Source organism: Streptomyces chrestomyceticus JCM 4735, assembly GCF_003865135.1.
GTDB classification, from domain to species: domain Bacteria; phylum Actinomycetota; class Actinomycetes; order Streptomycetales; family Streptomycetaceae; genus Streptomyces; species Streptomyces chrestomyceticus.
The window spans coordinates 2,611,422-2,628,562 of record NZ_BHZC01000001.1; the positions used below are offsets into that span (position 1 = coordinate 2,611,422).

General features: G+C 70.6%; 10 protein-coding genes and 2 pseudogenes. 2 read left to right on the forward strand and 10 right to left on the reverse strand.

Features of this window, described 5'->3' with window-relative positions; genetic code table 11:
* Positions 1-121 precede the first annotated feature (121 nt).
* Positions 122-358: pseudogene (locus tag EJG53_RS10625) on the forward strand (hypothetical protein); the annotation flags it as partial.
* 75 nt (positions 359-433) lie between these two features.
* Here EJG53_RS10625 and EJG53_RS10630 read toward each other — a convergent pair.
* Positions 434-853 (reverse strand): PPOX class F420-dependent oxidoreductase, encoded by a 420-nt coding sequence (locus EJG53_RS10630; RefSeq protein ID WP_031008222.1) that lies wholly within the window; start codon positions 851-853, stop codon positions 434-436.
* A 316-nt stretch (positions 854-1,169) separates the two neighbouring features.
* On the opposite strand from EJG53_RS10630, the gene EJG53_RS10640 reads away from it, so the two are divergent.
* Entirely contained in the window at positions 1,170-2,240 is a 1,071-nt protein-coding gene (locus EJG53_RS10640) for a methyltransferase domain-containing protein (RefSeq protein WP_244955095.1), read from the forward strand.
* A 24-nt stretch (positions 2,241-2,264) separates the two neighbouring features.
* Here EJG53_RS10640 and EJG53_RS10645 read toward each other — a convergent pair whose 3' ends face one another.
* From EJG53_RS10645 to EJG53_RS10685, 9 genes and pseudogenes are all read right to left on the reverse strand, one after another.
* Positions 2,265-2,735 (reverse strand): Dps family protein, encoded by a 471-nt coding sequence (locus tag EJG53_RS10645; RefSeq protein ID WP_125044652.1) that lies wholly within the window; start codon positions 2,733-2,735, stop codon positions 2,265-2,267.
* 316 nt (positions 2,736-3,051) lie between these two features.
* Positions 3,052-3,434, reverse strand: a pseudogene (locus tag EJG53_RS10650) (helix-turn-helix domain-containing protein).
* Between the two features lie 109 nt (positions 3,435-3,543).
* Positions 3,544-4,107, reverse strand: a complete 564-nt coding sequence (locus EJG53_RS10655; RefSeq protein ID WP_125044653.1) for a CinA family protein — start codon at positions 4,105-4,107, stop codon at positions 3,544-3,546.
* Positions 4,108-4,152: 45 nt separating this feature from the next.
* A complete protein-coding gene (gene pgsA, locus EJG53_RS10660) occupies positions 4,153-4,896 on the reverse strand; it encodes a CDP-diacylglycerol--glycerol-3-phosphate 3-phosphatidyltransferase (protein ID WP_125044654.1) in 744 nt (247 codons plus the stop codon).
* Positions 4,893-6,386: a 30S ribosomal protein S12 methylthiotransferase RimO gene (gene rimO, locus EJG53_RS10665; protein WP_125044655.1), complete on the reverse strand. Its 1,494-nt coding sequence runs from the start codon at positions 6,384-6,386 to the stop codon at positions 4,893-4,895. The genes pgsA and rimO overlap by 4 nt, the downstream gene beginning before the upstream one ends.
* Before the next feature lie 102 nt (positions 6,387-6,488).
* Positions 6,489-7,304 (reverse strand): helix-turn-helix domain-containing protein, encoded by an 816-nt coding sequence (locus EJG53_RS10670; protein ID WP_125044656.1) that lies wholly within the window; start codon positions 7,302-7,304, stop codon positions 6,489-6,491.
* 358 nt (positions 7,305-7,662) lie between these two features.
* Positions 7,663-10,485 carry a DNA translocase FtsK gene (locus EJG53_RS10675; RefSeq protein WP_174856393.1) on the reverse strand — a complete coding sequence of 941 codons (2,823 nt, stop codon included), beginning with the start codon at positions 10,483-10,485 and terminating at the stop codon, positions 7,663-7,665.
* Between the two features lie 229 nt (positions 10,486-10,714).
* Positions 10,715-11,374 carry a response regulator gene (locus tag EJG53_RS10680; protein ID WP_031008240.1) on the reverse strand — a complete coding sequence of 220 codons (660 nt, stop codon included), beginning with the start codon at positions 11,372-11,374 and terminating at the stop codon, positions 10,715-10,717.
* A 253-nt stretch (positions 11,375-11,627) separates the two neighbouring features.
* Positions 11,628-17,138: a HAMP domain-containing protein gene (locus EJG53_RS10685; protein ID WP_125044658.1), complete on the reverse strand. Its 5,511-nt coding sequence runs from the start codon at positions 17,136-17,138 to the stop codon at positions 11,628-11,630.
* Positions 17,139-17,141 lie beyond the last annotated feature (3 nt).

Sequence of the window (17,141 nt, forward strand, 5' to 3'; positions counted from 1 at the left end):
CCGCTTTCCCGGACCGACCTCCCGCATTTCGCCCACCGACCCCGGCCCGAAAGACCGGAGAAGGCAGGCGTACGCTCCCGATCATGGAGGGGCGTAAGGCGCTTCGGCGCCGTATTCGTATCTGGCGGTGGCGTTCTACGGCCCGTTCCGCGATCCGGTCCGCAACATCTGGGTCGTCGACTTCGGCATCATCGCCTGCGCGGGAATCATTCCACTGGCCCTCGTCTGCGGCCCGATCCGGGGAATTCCGTTCTACTGGCAGTTGCTCGACATGTCGTTCGGCGTCTTCGGCGTGATTCCCCTGCTGGTGGTCCGCCGAATGATCAAATGTCTGGAGGCGTACCAACTCGCCGCCTGACCGTCGATCAGGCCACAGGAACGAACATCGGCAAGACCTCCCCCGAATTCCGGGGGAGGTCCGGCCCATGGAACGTCAGCCCGCCTGGCTGCTGTCCTTGAGCGTGCCCCAGCCGTGCCAGCGGTCGATCTCGATCCAGGCGCTGACCCGGGCGCGGTCGCGCTGCGGATAGGCGTCGCCGAGGTAGTGGTGCGCCAGCCGGTCGATGTCGGCCAGGTCCTTGTCCTCACGGAACTCGGTGACGCGGCCGATGATGCTGATGTGGGTGTACCAGCTCGACTCGTCGAGGACGGTAATCGTCACCCGGGGGTCGTTCCGCAGGTGCTGCAGGCGCTTGCGGCCCTCGTCCATGTTGACGAGCACCCGGCCGTCGTCCCAGAGGTACCAGGTCGCCGTGGAGACCGGCTGCCCGTCCGACCGCAGGGTCGTGATGACGGCCGGGTTGGCCTTCTCCAGCATGGCAACCGCCTCGTGCGGCAGCGGGGGTTTCGACATAGCGGACACTCCTCCATACGTTGCTGTTCCGGCGTTCGTCTCCCCAACATGATCGTCCGCCCGCACCTTCCCGATTCACAGACACGCCACTGCGGCGCGGCCGTCACGCGGGTCGCACGACCGCGTCACCGTCCGCTACCTTCGGCACCCCGCACCACAACCGCCAGGGGCCGGAGCGCCAGTCACCCCCACCCCCACCTCACCCAGCCCCCTCTCCCCCAACCCCACCCCACCCCCCACAACCACCCTCCTGACCCACATCACCGCCACACTCGGCCACCTCGTCCCGCCCGTCTGGGCCGAGACTGTGCGGGCCGTGCCGCGGGACCGGTTTCTGCCGGGCCGGATCTGGCTCCAGGACGGGAACGGCGGTTACGTGCCCTGCGACCGCGCCACGGATCCGGTGCGCTGGGCCGAGGCCGCGTACCGTGACGTGCCGGTCGTCACGCAGCTCACCGAGGACGACGACGGTTTCCAGGAGCCCACCTCCTCCGCCTCCGCGCCCAGCACGGTGCTGCGCATGCTCGCGGACGCCGCGCTCGCCGACGGGCACCGCGTCCTGGAGATCGGCACCGGGACCGGCTTCCACGCGGCTCTCCTGTCCCACCGGCTCGGCGCCGGCCGTGTGGTGAGCGTCGAGGTCGACCCGCTGCTCGCCGAGACGGCCCGCGCCCGCCTCGAAGCCCTCGGCCACGCCCCGACGGTGATCACCGGTGACGGGGCCCACGGGTACGCCGCCGGCGCTCCGTACGACCGGATCATCTGTACCTGCTCCGTACGGTCCGTCCCGGCCGCCTGGCTCGCGCAGACGCTGCCCGGCGCCCGCCTCGTCGTGCCGTGGAGCAGTAGCTGGATCACGTACGGCACGCTCGTCCTCACGCGTCGGCCGGACGGCACGGCCGACGGCCGGTTCGCCGGTTACGGCTCCTACATGGTGATGCGCGGCCGGCGCGCGTCCGCCGACCTCGACCGTGACCTCCTGCGCGAGGGGCAGCGTCCCCGTCGTAGCAGCACGGCCCTGTCTCCCTGGGCGGTGGCCGGCGAAAGCCTCGACGCGCAGTTCGCGATCGGGCTGCGCGTGCCCGACGTGTGGCACTCCTGGGACTCCGGCACCGACGAGGCGCACACCCGCCTGTGGCTGGCCGACGACGCCGCGACGTCGTGGGCGTCGGTGGATTACGACGGCCGGCAGACCGCCGCCTACCTCGTGCGGCAGCACGGGCCGCGCCGGCTCTGGGACGAGATCGAGGCGGCCCACCAGCGGTGGGTGCGGGCCGGTGAACCGGAGATCGCCCGCCATGGCCTCACCGTCGCCCCCGAAGGGCAGCACGTCCGGCTCCGCCCGCAACGGCCGAGCGCCCCACCGACGGTGTCGGAGGGGCGCTGAGAAGGCGGGTCATGACGCCGGACGTCAGGCGGACTCGGCCTGGAACATCCAGTGGTGCTTTTCGAGGTCGGCGGTGAGGCCGATGAGAATGTCCTGGGAGACCGGGTCGGGCTCGTCCGTGACGCGGATGCGCTCACGCATCCGGGCGATGACGGCGCCGAGCGCGTCGGTCACCACGCGGACGACCTCGGCGTCCTTGATCCAGTTGTCCTGCACCGTGTCGATGCCGCTGGTCTTCGAGACCGTCTCGGCCCGGCCGTCCGGCGAGACGCCGATCGCCGAGGCCCGCTCGGCCACCGTGTCGGCGTAGGCGCGGGCCGTGTCCACGACATCGTCGAGCTGAAGATGTACGGACCGGAAACGCGGGCCGATGATGTTCCAGTGGACCTGCTTCGCCACGAGCGAGAGATCCACCAGGTCGACGAGGGCTCCCTGCAGTGCGTCCCCGACCACCTTGCGCGCGTCGTCGGACAGCGTGCTCTTGACGACAGACATCCATTTACTCCTTTTCAGGGCGAATGACTCCGCTTCGCCCATCGTACAAACGATTGGTCCTGTCTGTACGGATCGGGTACCCAGATGCGCTGCGGTAATGCGCGGGCGTTTCACCTTGAGGACAAAGGTCCTCACCCCTCCCGCCTTCCGCTCCCCGGCAGTCGGGCCTCTCGCCCTTTCCTCGCGTTCCCCCGTCCGGCCCGGTAACGCCTCGAACCCCGCCCGGCGGCGCCGGACGGGGTCCAGGAAAGTCGAGAGAGCGCTCAGGGAGACACGCGGGGAACCCGGCGGTCTCGGGCCGCGACGGCCGCCGGCCTCAGGCCGCCACCACGTCCACGGCCTCCGCGGGGCCTTGATCGTCACGCGGTCCTCCGGCACCCCGGCCAGCGAGGTCACGGACACCGAGTTCAGCTTGGGACGGACCGGTGCGGGCACCGGGTCGCTCGCGGCGGCGGACCGCGCCAGCTCCGCGAGCGCCAGCTCGTCGCTGACCTCCCGCATGAGCTCGGACATGCGCACGTCCAGCGCGTCACAGATCGCCGAGAGCAGTTCGGAAGAGGCTTCCTTCTGCCCCCGTTCGACCTCGGACAAGTAGCCGAGCGACACCCGGGCGGAGGAGGAGACCTCGCGCAGGGTGCGGCCCTGGCGCTGACGCTGTCGGCGCAGCACGTCACCCAGCAGGCGACGAAGCAGAATCATCGCTGGCTCCCTCCTCGGACCTCGGATCCGGATCCTTCTCGCCCCACCGTACCGCCTCGGGCCTCGGCCGTGCGGGGCGCGAGTTCGTGTTCACTCAGGGCTGCAAACATCAAATTTCCCCCCGTTGTTCCGTATCCTGTGCCGCCGCGTTCTCGGTCAGTTGGCTCACCAGCAGCCGGAGCACCGCCGCCACCGTGTCCCGGCGGATCCGCCGGCGGTCGCCGTCCAGCGTGAGGCGCAGCACACCGCCCGCTCCGCCGGGGCCCTCGGCCGCGACGAAAACGGTGCCTACGGGCTGTCCGTCCTGGGGGTCAGGGCCGGCAACCCCTGTAGTGGCGATACCCCAGTGCGCGCCCAGCACACGCCTTACACCACGGGCCATCTGCCGGGCAACCTCGGCGTCCACGGCTCCGCGCGCTTCGAGCAGCGGCCCGTCGACCCCGAGAATGTCCCGTTTGAGCCCGGTCGCGTACGCCGTCACCGAGCCCCGGAAGACCCGGGAGGCTCCGGGTACCCCGGTCAGCGCTCCGGCCACCAGTCCGCCCGTGAGCGATTCGGCCACGGCCAGGGTCTGCCCGCGCGCCGCGAGCGCGTCGAGCGCCCGCGCCGCCACGGACCACGTCTCGGCTGCCGGCTCCCCGTCGCCCGCCTCCCGGCCCGTATCAGCGCACATTTCCGCAGCCACTTCGGAAGGTCGCCCGGACGGCAAGCTCCGGATTCACCGTACGGAGTTCCCGTCGTCCGCCACGGCCCCGGACCGGCCCGCGGCTCCCGTGCTCCCGGCGGGGGCGTCGCCGTGCGCCTCGGCGGCCGTCCTGGCCCGCTGCTCGGCCTGCACGGCCCGCGCCTCGGCCAGCCCGGCCCGTCGCAGGACGACCGCCTGCCGTACGTAGTCCAGCCCGGTCACGACGGTCAGCGCCACGGCCACCGCCATCACCCACCACCGGAACGACGCCAGCGGCCCGGTCAGCACGAGCACGTACATGCCGACCGCGGTGCCCTGCGCGAGGGTCTTCAGCTTCCCGCCGCGGCTGGCGGGGATCACCCCGTGCTTGATCACCCAGAACCGCATCAGGGTGATGCCCAGCTCACGGAAGAGGATGACGCCCGTCACCCACCAGGGAAGATCGTCCAGGATGGACAGGCAGACCAGTGCCGCGCCCATGATCGCTTTGTCCGCGATCGGGTCGGCGATCTTCCCGAAGTCGGTGACCAGGTTGTACTGGCGCGCCAGATGGCCGTCGAACAGGTCGGTGATCATGGCGATGGCGAACGCCGCCCAGGCGAACGAGCGCCAGGCCGGGTCGTAGCCGTCGCCGTGCATCAGCAGCATCACGAAAGCCGGTACGAGCAGCAGCCGCACCATCGTCAGGACGTTGGCGATGTTCCACAGCCCGGCCGTCCGGACGGCCGGCGCCGGGCGGTGGTGCCCACCGGCCGCGGAAGCCGGGACTCCGGTCATCTGCCCGCCTCCTCAGTACACGGCGCGCCGTCCACCGACAGCACCTCGGCCACCAGGTCGACGCCCTCACTGGCCACGACCTTTGCTTCGACCATACGACCCGGCGCAAGGTCGAGTGAGGTGCGCAGCAAGGTGACGCCGTCGGTCTCGGGGGCCTGGTGCGCGGCGCGCCCCACGACCCCGTCCTCCTCGTCGACGCTGTCCACCAGGACCGTGACGGTCTCCCCCAGCCGCTCCTCGGCGCGCTGCGCGGTCAGTTCCTCGGCCAGCCGGGAGATGTGCGCGAGGCGCTCGGCGACCTCGTCCGGGTCGACCTTCTTGTCGTACGTGGCGGCCTCGGTGCCGTCCTCGTCGGAGTAGCCGAACACGCCGATCGCGTCCAGCCGGGCCCCGGTCAGGAAGCGCTCCAGCTCGGCGACGTCGTCCTCGGTCTCGCCGGGGAAGCCGACGATGAAGTTCGAGCGGGCGCCGGCCTGCGGCGCCTTGCCGCGGATCTGCTCCAGCAGGCCCAGGAAGCGGTCGGTGTCGCCGAAGCGCCGCATGGCGCGCAGCACGCCCGGCGCCGAGTGCTGGAAGGACAGGTCGAAGTACGGGGCGACCTTGTCGGTCTCCGTCAGCACGTCGATCAGGCCGGGGCGCATCTCGGCGGGCTGCAGGTAGCTGACCCGGACGCGCTCCAGGCCGTCGACGGCGGCCAGCTCCGGCAGCAGCGTCTCCAGCAGGCGGATGTCGCCCAGGTCCTTGCCGTACGAGGTGTTGTTCTCGGAGACCAGCATGATCTCCTTCACGCCCTGCTCCGCCAGCCAGCGCGTCTCGCCGAGCACGTCGGAGGGGCGGCGGGAGATGAAGGAGCCGCGGAAGGACGGGATGGCGCAGAAGGAGCAGCGGCGGTCGCAGCCGGAGGCCAGCTTCACGGAGGCGACGGGGCTGGTGCCCAGGCGGCGCCGGAGCGGCGCGCGGGGCCCTGAGGCGGGCGCCACGCCCTCCGGCAGGTCCGCGGGGGCCGGGGCCGGCTCCGCCGCGCCGTGGCCGGGCAGCGCGACGCCTGCGGCGTCCTGGCGCTCGGCCGGGCTGATCGGCAGCAGCTTGCGGCGGTCGCGCGGGGCGTGGGCCTCGACGCTGCCGCCGCTCAGGATCGTCTGCAGCCGGCCGGAGATGTCGCTGTAGTCGTCGAAGCCGAGGACGCCGTCGGCCTCCGGGAGGGCGTCGGCCAGCTCCTTGCCGTACCGCTCGGCCATGCAGCCGACGGCCACGACGGCCTGGGTGCGGCCGTGGTCCTTCAGGTCGTTGGCCTCCAGCAGGGCATCGACGGAGTCCTTCTTGGCGGCCTCGACGAAACCGCAGGTGTTGACGACGGCGACATCGGCATCGGCGGCGTCCTCGACGAGGTCCCAGCCGTCCGCTGCCAGGCGGCCTGCGAGCTCCTCCGAGTCCACCTCGTTACGGGCGCAGCCAAGAGTGACAAGGGCGACGGTACGGCGTTCGGGCATGGAGTCAGCGTACTTTGTCCCCGCAACCTCCATCGCTGCCAGGGTTGCCCCGGCCGGCCGGCGCCCCGGTCCGGCCCGTGCCGCGGCCCGGTCCCGGCCTGGTCAGCCCGCCTGCGGGCCCGCCGAGTAGCTCAGCCGCTCGACCGCTCCCTTGTCGCCGACCTTCTCGACCTCCTTGCCGTTGACGAACAACTGCACGACCCCGGCGTTGCCGACGACCAGGTCGATCCGCTTCTTGTCCGTGAAGGTCCGGGACTCGCCCTTCTTGAGCAGGCCATCCTCCAGCAGCCGGCCGTTGGCGTCCTTGGCGGAGATCCAGCTCTGCCCGTCCTTCGCGGTGATCTTGATGGTGACCTTGTCCTTCGGGACGCCCGCGATGGCGCTCTCCGAGGGCCCGGGACCGGGGACGGTGCTGGGCCTGGCGGTCTTGCCGGACTTGCCAGCGGCGGGCTTGGTCGGCAGCACCGGCGCCACGGTGTTCTCCCCCTCGGCGACCGCGCTCCCCTTGCCGCCGCCGCTGAAGAGGGTGAAGCCGACGAATCCGACGACCACGACGATGGCCGCGACCATCGCCGCCGTCCAGTTCGGGCGGCCCCGCTCGGGCCGGATGCGCTCGGCCTCGAAGAGCGGCGCCGCGGGGGTGGGCTCGGGGCGGCCGCCGCGGTCCCCGTCGAACTGCGCGACCAGCGGTTCCGGATCGAGTCCGACGGCGCGCGCGAGCGTGCGCAGATGCCCCCGCGCGTAGACGTCGCCGCCGCACCGTGAGAAGTCGTCCTGCTCGATGCCCTGCACGATGGGCACGCGCACCCGGGTGGTGGTACTGACCTCGTCGACGGTCAGTCCCGCCGCGATACGGGCCTGCTGGATGGCGTGGCCGATGGAGGGCCGGTCGTCTTCGGAGGAGTTGCCGATGGACACGTGGGCGCCTTTCGAGCGTGAGCCACCTGCTGGAGGTTCAGTCTAGGGGTGTACCGAAAGGGTCGGGCAAGCGGAAGAGCGGACTTTGTACGCCATCAGAAGGCCGGGTGAGGCCGCCGGACGCCCGGTCCGGTTGCCGATGGTGCATCATCCTTCCACCACCTCCCTCAACTTGACGTAGCGACGGAGGAAACGGTTGCTTTCGATCTCCGACAGCCGCTTCGGACCGCCCGTACGGGTGAACTTGGAGCGTGCGACCCGGACTCCCGCCGCCGTCGCCGCGCGCCCGGTGGACGGGCCCGGACGACGGCTCCGGAAGAACGGCTTCCGGCCGACGGCAGCCGGAGAACAGCAGCCCCTATGAGGGCGTCTCCCCCCGGATGACCGCCAGTACGCCCTCCAGCTCGTCCGGCTTGACCAGCACGTCGCGCGCCTTGGACCCCTCACTCGGCCCGACGATGTTGCGCGACTCCATCAGGTCCATCAGCCGCCCGGCCTTGGCGAAGCCCACCCGCAGCTTCCGCTGGAGCATGGAGGTGGACCCGAACTGGGTGGAGACCACCAGCTCAGCGGCCTGGCACAGCAGGTCCAGGTCGTCGCCGATGTCCTCGTCGATCTCCTTCTTCTTGGCCGTGCCGACGGTGACGTCGTCCCGGAAGACCGGCGCCATCTGGTCCTTGCAGTGCTGGACGACCTGCTGGACCTCGTCCTCCTGGACGAACGCGCCCTGCATCCGTACGGGTTTGTTCGCGCCCATCGGCAGGAACAGGCTGTCGCCCTTGCCGATCAGCTTCTCCGCGCCCGGCTGGTCGAGGATGACCCGGCTGTCGGCGAGCGAGGAGGTCGCGAACGCCAGCCGGGACGGCACGTTCGCCTTGATCAGACCGGTCACCACGTCCACCGAGGGACGCTGGGTGGCCAGCACCAGGTGGATGCCGGCGGCGCGCGCGAGCTGGGTGATGCGGACGATGGAGTCCTCCACGTCGCGCGGCGCGACCATCATCAGGTCCGCCAGCTCGTCCACGATCACCAGCAGGTACGGGTACGGCGACAGCTCGCGCTCGCTGCCCTCCGGCGGCTTCGCCTTGCCGCTGCGCACGGCCGCGTTGAAGTCGTCGATGTGCCGGTAGCCGTAGGCCGCCAGGTCGTCGTAGCGCAGGTCCATCTCGCGCACGACCCACTGCAGGGCCTCGGCGGCCTTCTTGGGGTTGGTGATGATCGGGGTGATCAGGTGCGGGATGCCCTCGTACGCGGTCAGCTCGACGCGCTTGGGGTCGACCAGCACCATCCGCACCTCGTCGGGGGTGGCGCGCGCCATCACCGAGGTGATCAGGCAGTTGATGCAGGACGACTTGCCGGAGCCGGTCGCACCGGCCACCAGGATGTGCGGCATCCGCGCCAGGTTGGCCGAGACGTACCCGCCCTCGACGTCCTTGCCGAGGCCGACCAGCAGCGGGTGGTCCTCGCCCACCGACTCCGCCGAGCGCAGCACGTCGCCGAGGTTGACCATCTCCCGGTCGCTGTTGGGGATCTCGATGCCGACCGCGGACTTGCCGGGGATCGGGCTGATGATCCTTACGTCCGGGCTGGCGACGGCGTACGCGATGTTCTTGGCCAGCGCGGTGATCTTCTCGACCTTCACCGCGGGGCCCAGCTCGATCTCGTACCGGGTGACCGTCGGGCCGCGGGTGAAGCCGGTGACCGCCGCGTCGACCTTGAACTCCTGGAAGACGGTGGTCAGCGACTCCACGACGGCGTCGTTGGCCGCGCTGCGGGTCTTGCCGGGGCCGCCCCGGGTGAGCAGGTCCAGCGACGGCAGCGCGTAGGTGATGTCGTTGGACAACAGCAGTTGCTCGGCCCGCGAGGGCAGCTCGCCGGACGGTTCCGGCGCGGACTTCGTGAAGTCCGGCACCGGGCCCGAGGGCTTGTCCGTGTCGGCCTGGCCGGGGCCGCGGGCGGGCGGCACCGCGCCGCTGTCCTGCTTCTTCCCGGGCGTGGGCCGCTCGTCGTCGCGGCGCTCACCGTCGTGCTGGTCACCGTCGCGGCGCTCGCCGGAGATGCTGCTGCTGAGGTCGGCGACCAGGGGTGAGGGCTGGACGCCGTGCAGGACGGCCCCGTCCAGCGAGGCGGCGGCCGCGGCGGCCACGTCGACCGCGTCCATGGGACGGTCGGCGGGCTGCAGGGGCGTACGGCGCCCGCGGCGGCGCTTGGCCAGCGCCGCCTCCTCTATGGCGTCCGGATCGTCCACGGGGTCCGGCCCGGCCGCGCGCCGCGCGCCCCGCCCGGACCGGTCGCGCCGGTCGTCGTACTCCTCGGGCTCGACGGCCACCGGCTCGGGCTCGTACACCTCGACCAGGCCCAGCCGGGCGCCGAGCAGCCGCAGCCGCTGCGGGATGGCGTTGACGGGGGTGGCGGTGACGACGAGCAGCCCGAAGACGGTGAGCAGCACCAGCAGCGCCACCGCCAGGGTCTGGCCGACGGTGAAGATCAGCGGCTTGGACGCGACCCAGCCGACATAGCCCCCGGCGTCCTGCACGGCCGCTATGCCGTCGTTTCGGCCGGGCGACCCGCAGGCGATCGCGACCTGCCCCAGGATGCCGATGACCAGGGCGGACAGGCCGATCACGATCCGTCCGTTGGCCTCCGGCTGCTCCGGGTGCCGGATCAGCCGCAGCGCGATACCGCCCAGCAGTATCGGTACGACCAGGTCCAGGCGGCCGAAGGCCCCGGTGACCAGCAACTGGACGAGGTCGCCGACCGGGCCGCTGAGGTTGGACCAGGTGCCGGCCGCGACGACCAGGGCGAGGCCGAGGAGCAGCAGCGACAGCCCGTCCTTGCGGTGCGCCGGGTCGAGGTTCTTCGCGCCGCGCCCGAAGCCGCGGAACATCGCGCCGACGGCGTGCGCCAGCCCGAGCCAGCAGGCCCGCACCAGGCGGTAGACGCCGCCGGTGGGCGACGGCGCGGGTCTCGGCGGCGCCTTCCTGGCGGCCGCCTTCTTCGCCGGCGCGCGCTTGGCCGGTGCGGTCTTCTTGGCGGGCGCCCTCCTGGCCGGAGCGGGCGCCTTCTTCGCCGGTGCTTTCTTCGCGGCGGCCTTCTTGGCGGCGCCCCCGGGCTGTCCGGCGCGCTGCTTCGAGGGGCCCGCCGTGCTCTGGGAACCCTTGCCGGACGTACGTGAGGCCATGGTGACGAGATTACAGGCGACGGCCACAGTGACACGAGCGCTCGGCCCTTCACCCATTCGTGTCGCACCCCGCGCCGGACACTTCACGCCGACGGCGCACGACACCGGCACCGCGCACGGCTGGTGATGGCCCGTCAGGGCCGCGCCGGGACCGGGAACCCGCCGCCATGGCCCGCAGGCCGTCCAGCGGGCCGCTGGGGCGCCTGACGGCGCCTCGGCAAGGCGCGCGTCAGGAAGCGGCGTTGCCCGTGCCGGGCTCCAGGGCGTCCAGCGCCCGCCGCAGTCCGGTGAGCTTGCGCTCCAGATGGGCCGCGGTCGCGATGGCCGCCGCGTCCGCCGACTCGTCGAGCTGCTTGGACAGCGCCTCGGCCTGCTCCTCCACGGCCGCGAGCCGGGCGGACAGCTCGGCGAGCAGCCCCGCGGGCTCCCTGGCCTCGTCCGCCGCGGCACGCCCGCTCTCCAGTTGCAGCCGCAGCAGCGTCGCCTGCTCCCGCAGTTGACAGTTCTTCATGTACAGCTCGACGAAGACCGAGACCTTGGCGCGGAGCACCCACGGGTCGAACGGCTTGGAGATGTAGTCGACCGCTCCCGCCGCGTAACCACGGAAGGTGTGGTGCGGGCCGTGGTTGATGGCGGTCAGGAAGATGATCGGGATGTCGCGGGTGCGTTCGCGCCGCTTGATGTGCGCGGCCGTCTCGAACCCGTCCATCCCCGGCATCTGCACATCGAGCAGGATCACCGCGAAATCGTCGGTGAGCAGTGCCTTGAGCGCTTCCTCCCCGGACGATGCCCGCACCAGTGTCTGATCGAGCGCGGAGAGGATCGCCTCCAGCGCCAGCAGATTCTCCGGCCGGTCATCGACCAGGAGGATCTTGGCCTTCTGCACCATGGCCCGTCCTCCTCGCCCCGGCAATGAACCGGACGCCGCCCCAGGGGACGGCTCTGTCATGCCGCCCGTCCTTGTGCCGGTCATCGTAGCCGCACCCCGCCTGTCGCCACACCCTGTCACCGCGATGTCACTGTGCACGTAGCACAAACGCAGTGAGAGACCAGAAGGTTCCCCGAATACCGCTCTCCCACACGTGGCCGGCCACACTGAGTCAACATGCGGGGAACCTTACGAGCCTCATTTGACGAACGTGTCACCGCGTGCGCATCCATTGCTCCATCACCGTCAGCAGGTGGTCGGTGTCCACCGGCTTGGTCACGTAGTCGGACGCCCCGGCCTCGATGCTCTTCTCCCGGTCGCCCTTCATCGCCTTCGCGGTCAGCGCGATGATCGGCAGCCCGGCGAACTGCGGCATCCGCCGGATCGCGGCCGTGGTCGCGTAGCCGTCCATCTCCGGCATCATGATGTCCATCAGGACCAGCACCACGTCGTCGTGCTGCTCCAGGACCTCGATGCCCTCCCGGCCGTTCTCCGCGTACAGCACCGACAGGCCGTTCTGCTCCAGCACACTGGTGAGCGCGAACACGTTGCGGATGTCGTCGTCGACGATCAGCACCTTCTCGCCGTGGAAGCCGCCGTCGAACCCGGACGACACCAGGTCCTGGCCGTTGCCGATCCAGGGCTCCTCGACGGGCGGCCGCGCGGGCTCCTCAGCGGGCTGCGGCGCCGACGGCGCGGGCGCGGCCGGCAGCTCCGGCCGCGGCGTCTCGACGGCGGCCGCCCGGCGGCGCCGCCGGGCGATCCCCGGACATGTGCCCGAGGACGGCGCGACGCCGTTCTGTACGGCGTCCTCCGCGGCCTGCCGCCCGAGTTCCGCGTCGCGCGCCTCGGCGTCCATCGCCAGCCCGCCCGCGACGAGCTGCGGGTAGCCCTGCGGCGGCAGCCCGCCCGGGTTGTACGGCAGATAGAGCGTGAACGTCGAGCCGCGGCCCGGCTCACTGGCGGCGTGGATCTCGCCGCCCAGCAGCCGCGCGATCTCCCGGCTGATGGACAGGCCCAGGCCCGTACCGCCGTACTTGCGGCTCGTGGTGCCGTCCGCCTGCTTGAACGCCTCGAAGATCACCCGCATCTTGCTGGACGCGATGCCGATACCGGTGTCCGTCACCGAGAACGCGATCATGTCGGCGTCCGGCTCGCGCAGCGCCCCGTGCTCCAGCAGATGCTCGCGGATGTCCGTCGGCACGTCGTCGCCGGCCGGCCGGATGACCAGCTCGACGGCGCCGCTGTCGGTGAACTTCACCGCGTTGGCCAGCAGGTTGCGCAGCACCTGGAGCAGCCGCTGCTCGTCGGTGTGCAGCGTGGCGGGCAGCTCCGGGGAGACCCGTACGGAGAAGTCGAGTCCCTTCTCCGCGGTCAGCGGCCGGAACGTGGCCTCGACGTAGTCGACGAGCTGGACCAGCGCGATACGGGTCGGGCTGACTTCCATCTTGCCCGCCTCGACCTTCGACAGGTCCAGGATGTCGTTGATGAGCTGGAGCAGGTCGGAACCGGCGCCGTGGATGGTCTCGGAGAATTCGACCTGCTTCGGGGAGAGATTCCCCTCCGCGTTGTCGGCGAGCAGTTTGGCGAGAATCAGCAGCGAGTTCAGCGGTGTCCGCAGCTCGTGCGACATGTTCGCCAGGAATTCCGACTTGTAGCGCATCGAGACGGCGAGCTGCTCGGCGCGCTCCTCCAGGACCTGCCGCGCCTCCTCGATCTCGGTGTTCTTCACCTCGATGTCGCGGTTCTGCGCGCGCAGTTGCTCGGCCTTCTCCTCCAGTTCGGAGTTGGACAGCTCCAGCGCCTTCTGCCGGCTCTCCAACTCTCCCGAACGTTCCTTGAGTTGTTCGGTCAGCTCCTGCGACTGCTTGAGCAGCAACTCGGTCTTGGTGTTGACGGAGATGGTGTTGACGCTGGTCGCGATCATCTCCGCGATCTGGCTGAGGAAGTCCTTCTGGATCTGGGTGAACGGCTGGAAGGAGGCCAGCTCGATCACGCCGAGCACCTTGTCCTCGAAGAGCACCGGCAGCACGATCACATTGGCCGGCGGCGCCTCGCCGAGCCCGGAGGCGATCTTCAGATAGCCGGAGGGCACGTTCTCCACCAGGATGGTGCGCTTCTCCGCCGCCGCCGTGCCGATCAGGGTCTCCCCCGGCCGGAACGTCGTCGGCATGCTGCCCATCGAGTAGCCGTACGAGCCCATCAGCCGCAGCTCGTAGGCGCCCGGCTCGCCGCCGTCCGCGCCGATCTCGTTGCTGTCGCCGGGCTGCGCGGCGAGGAAGAACGCGCCGTGCTGCGCCGAGACCGCCGGGGACAGCTCGCTCATGATCAGCGTCGCCACGTCCTTGAGGTCGCGGCGGCCCTGCATCAGGCCGGAGATCCGGGCCAGATTGCCCTTGAGCCAGTCCTGCTCCTCGTTGGCCAGGGTGGTCTCGCGGAGCGTGGCGATCATCGTGTTGACGTTGTCCTGGAGCTCCAGGATCTCGCCCGCCGCGTCCACGTCGATCCGGACGTTGTGGTCGCCCAGGGTCACCGCGGCGGCGACGGCGGCGATGGCCCGCACCTGGCGGGTCAGGTTGCCCGCCATCTCGTTCACCGACTCCGTCAGGTCTTTCCAGGTGCCGGCCACGCCGCGCACCTGGGCCTGGCCGCCGAGCTGGCCGTCCGTACCCACCTCGCGAGCCACCCGGGTGACCTGCTCGGCGAAGGAGGAGAGCTGGTCGACCATCGTGTTGATGGTCGTCTTCAGGGCCAGGATCTCGCCCCGCGCGTCGATGTCGATCTTCTTGGTCAGGTCGCCCTTGGCGATGGCCGTGGTGACCATCGCGATGTTGCGCACCTGGCCGGTCAGATTGTTGGCCATCGAGTTCACCGACTCGGTCAGGTCCTTCCACGTACCGGCGACGCCGGGTACGCGGGCCTGGCCGCCCAGGATGCCGTCGGTGCCCACCTCACGGGCCACCCTGGTGACCTCGTCGGCGAACGACGACAGCGTGGTGACCATCGTGTTGACCGTGTCGGCGAGCTGCGCGACCTCGCCGCGCGCCTCGACCGTGACCTTCTTGGTCAGGTCGCCGTTGGCGACCGCCGCCGAGACCTGGGAGATGTTGCGCACCTGGATGGTCAGGTTGTTGGCCATCAGGTTGACGTTGTCGCTCAGGTCCTTCCAGATGCCGGTGACGCCCGGCACCCGGGCCTGGCCGCCGAGCTGGCCCTCCGTACCCACCTCGCGGGCGACGCGCGTCACCTGCTCGGCGAAGAGCGAGAGCTGGTCGACCATCGTGTTCACGGTCGTGACCAGTTCGAGGATCTCGCCCTTGGCGTCGACGGTGATCTTCTTCGACAGGTCGCCGCGCGCGACCGCGGTGGTCACCTCGCCGATGCTGCGCACCTGGGACGTCAGGTTGTTCGCCATGAAGTTGACGGACTGGGTGAGGTCCTTCCACGTACCGCTGACGCCCTGCACCTCGGCCTGGCCGCCCAGGATGCCCTCGGTGCCCACCTCACGGGCGACGCGCGTCACCTGGTCGGCGAACGACGAAAGCTGGTCGACCATCGTGTTCAGGGTGTTCTTCAGCTCCAGGATCTCGCCCCGGGCGTCCACGTCGATCTTCTGCGACAGGTCACCGCGGGCCACCGCCGTCGCGACCTGCGCGATGTTGCGGACCTGGGCGGTCAGGTTGCCCGCCATGCCGTTCACCGAGTCGGTCAGGTCGCGCCAGACGCCCGCGACGCCCGGCACCTGCGCCTGGCCGCCGAGCCTGCCGTCCGTGCCCACCTCTCGGGCCACTCTGGTGACCTGCTCCGCGAAGGCGGAGAGCTGGTCGACCATCGTGTTGATGGTGTTCTTCAGCTCCAGGATCTCGCCGCGCGCGTCGACGTCGATCTTCTGCGACAGGTCACCGCGCGCGACCGCCGTCGTCACCTGGGCGATCTGCCGCACCTGGGACGTCAGGTTGCCCGCCATGAAGTTGACGGAGTCGGTCAGTTCCTTCCAGGTACCGCTGACGCCGTCCACCCGGGCCTGACCGCCCAGACGGCCCTCGGTGCCCACGTCCCGGGCCATCCGGGTGACCTGGTCGGCGAACGAGGAGAGCTGGTCCACCATGGTGTTCACGGTGTTCTTCAACTGGAGCATCTCGCCGGACACGTCGACGGTGACCTTCTGCGACAGATCACCGTTCGCGACCGCCGTCGTCACCTGCGCGATGTTGCGCACCTGGCCGGTGAGGTTGCGGAACGCGGTGTTGACGGAGTCCGTGAGGTCCTTCCACGTCCCCGCCGCGCCCGGTACGGCGGCCTGGCCGCCCAGCTCGCCCTCGACGCCGATCTCCCGCGCGACGCGCGTCACCTCGGCACCGAACGAGGAGAGCTGGTCCACCATGGTGTTCACGGTGTTCTTCAGTTCGAGCATCTCGCCCGCGACATCGACGGTGACCTTCTGCGACAGATCACCGTTGGCAACCGCCGTCGTCACCTGCGCGATGTCCCTGACCTGCCCGGTCAGGTTGCGGAAGGCGTTGTTCACCGAGTCGGTGAGGTCCTTCCACGTCCCCGCGGCACCCGGCACCTGCGCCTGCCCGCCGAGCTGGCCCTCGGCACCGACCTCGTTGGCGACCCGCGTGACCTCGTCCGCGAATGTACGCAGCGTCTCGGTCATCGTGTTGATCGTGTCGGCGAGCTGCGCGACCTCGCCGCGCGCGCTGACCGTGACCTTCTGCGACAGGTCGCCGTTGGCGACCGCCGTGGTCACCTGGGCGATCCCGCGCACCTGGGCGGTGAGATTGCCGGCCATCAGGTTGACGGAGTCCGTCAGGTCCTTCCAGACCCCCGCGACACCCGGGACCTGCGCCTGGCCGCCCAGCTCACCCTCCGTACCGACCTCACGCGCCACCCGGGTGACCTCGGAGGCGAAGGAGGAGAGCTGGTCCACCATCGTGTTGACGGTGTTCTTCAGCTCCAGCATCTCGCCGGCGACATGCACGGTCACCTTGCGTGACAGATCACCCTTGGCGACCGCCGTGGTGACCAGCGCGATGTCCCGCACCTGCGCCGTCAGCCGGGACGCCATCGTATTGACGGACTCGGTCAGGTCCTTCCAGGACCCGGACATGCCGCGCACCCGCGCCTGCCCGCCGAGCTTGCCCTCCGTACCGACCTCGCTGGCGACCCGCGTCACCTCGTCGGTGAAGGCCGACAACTGGTCGACCAGACCGTTGACCGTGCGGCCCACCTTCAGGAACTCGCCGCGCAGCGGATGCGCCGAGGTCCCGTCCGTACCGCGCGAGCGCAGGTCCATCCGCTGTTCCAGGTCGCCCTCGGACACCGCGGAGAGCACCCGGCCCACCTCGGACACCGGCCGTACGAGATCGTCGACCAGGGCGTTCGAGGCGTCGATGGCCGCGGCCCAGGAACCCTCACAGGCTCCGGCCTCCAGCCGTTCCGTGAGTTTTCCCTCACGGCCGACGACCCGGCGCACCCGCGCCAGCTCTCCCGTCAGGTGCAGATTGCGGTCCGCCACCTCGTTGTAGACGGCGGCGATCTCCGACAGCGGTCCGTCGCCGGAGACCGTCAGCCGCCTACGGAAATTCCCGTCCCGCATCGAGACCAGAGCAGCCAGCAGCCGGTTCAGCGCAGCCGTATCCACCTCAGTCGTCCCGTTGCTCCGGGAACGTCCGCCTTTCGCGCGCGTGCTCGTGCCCCGCGCCGCTGCGCCAGACTCCACCGT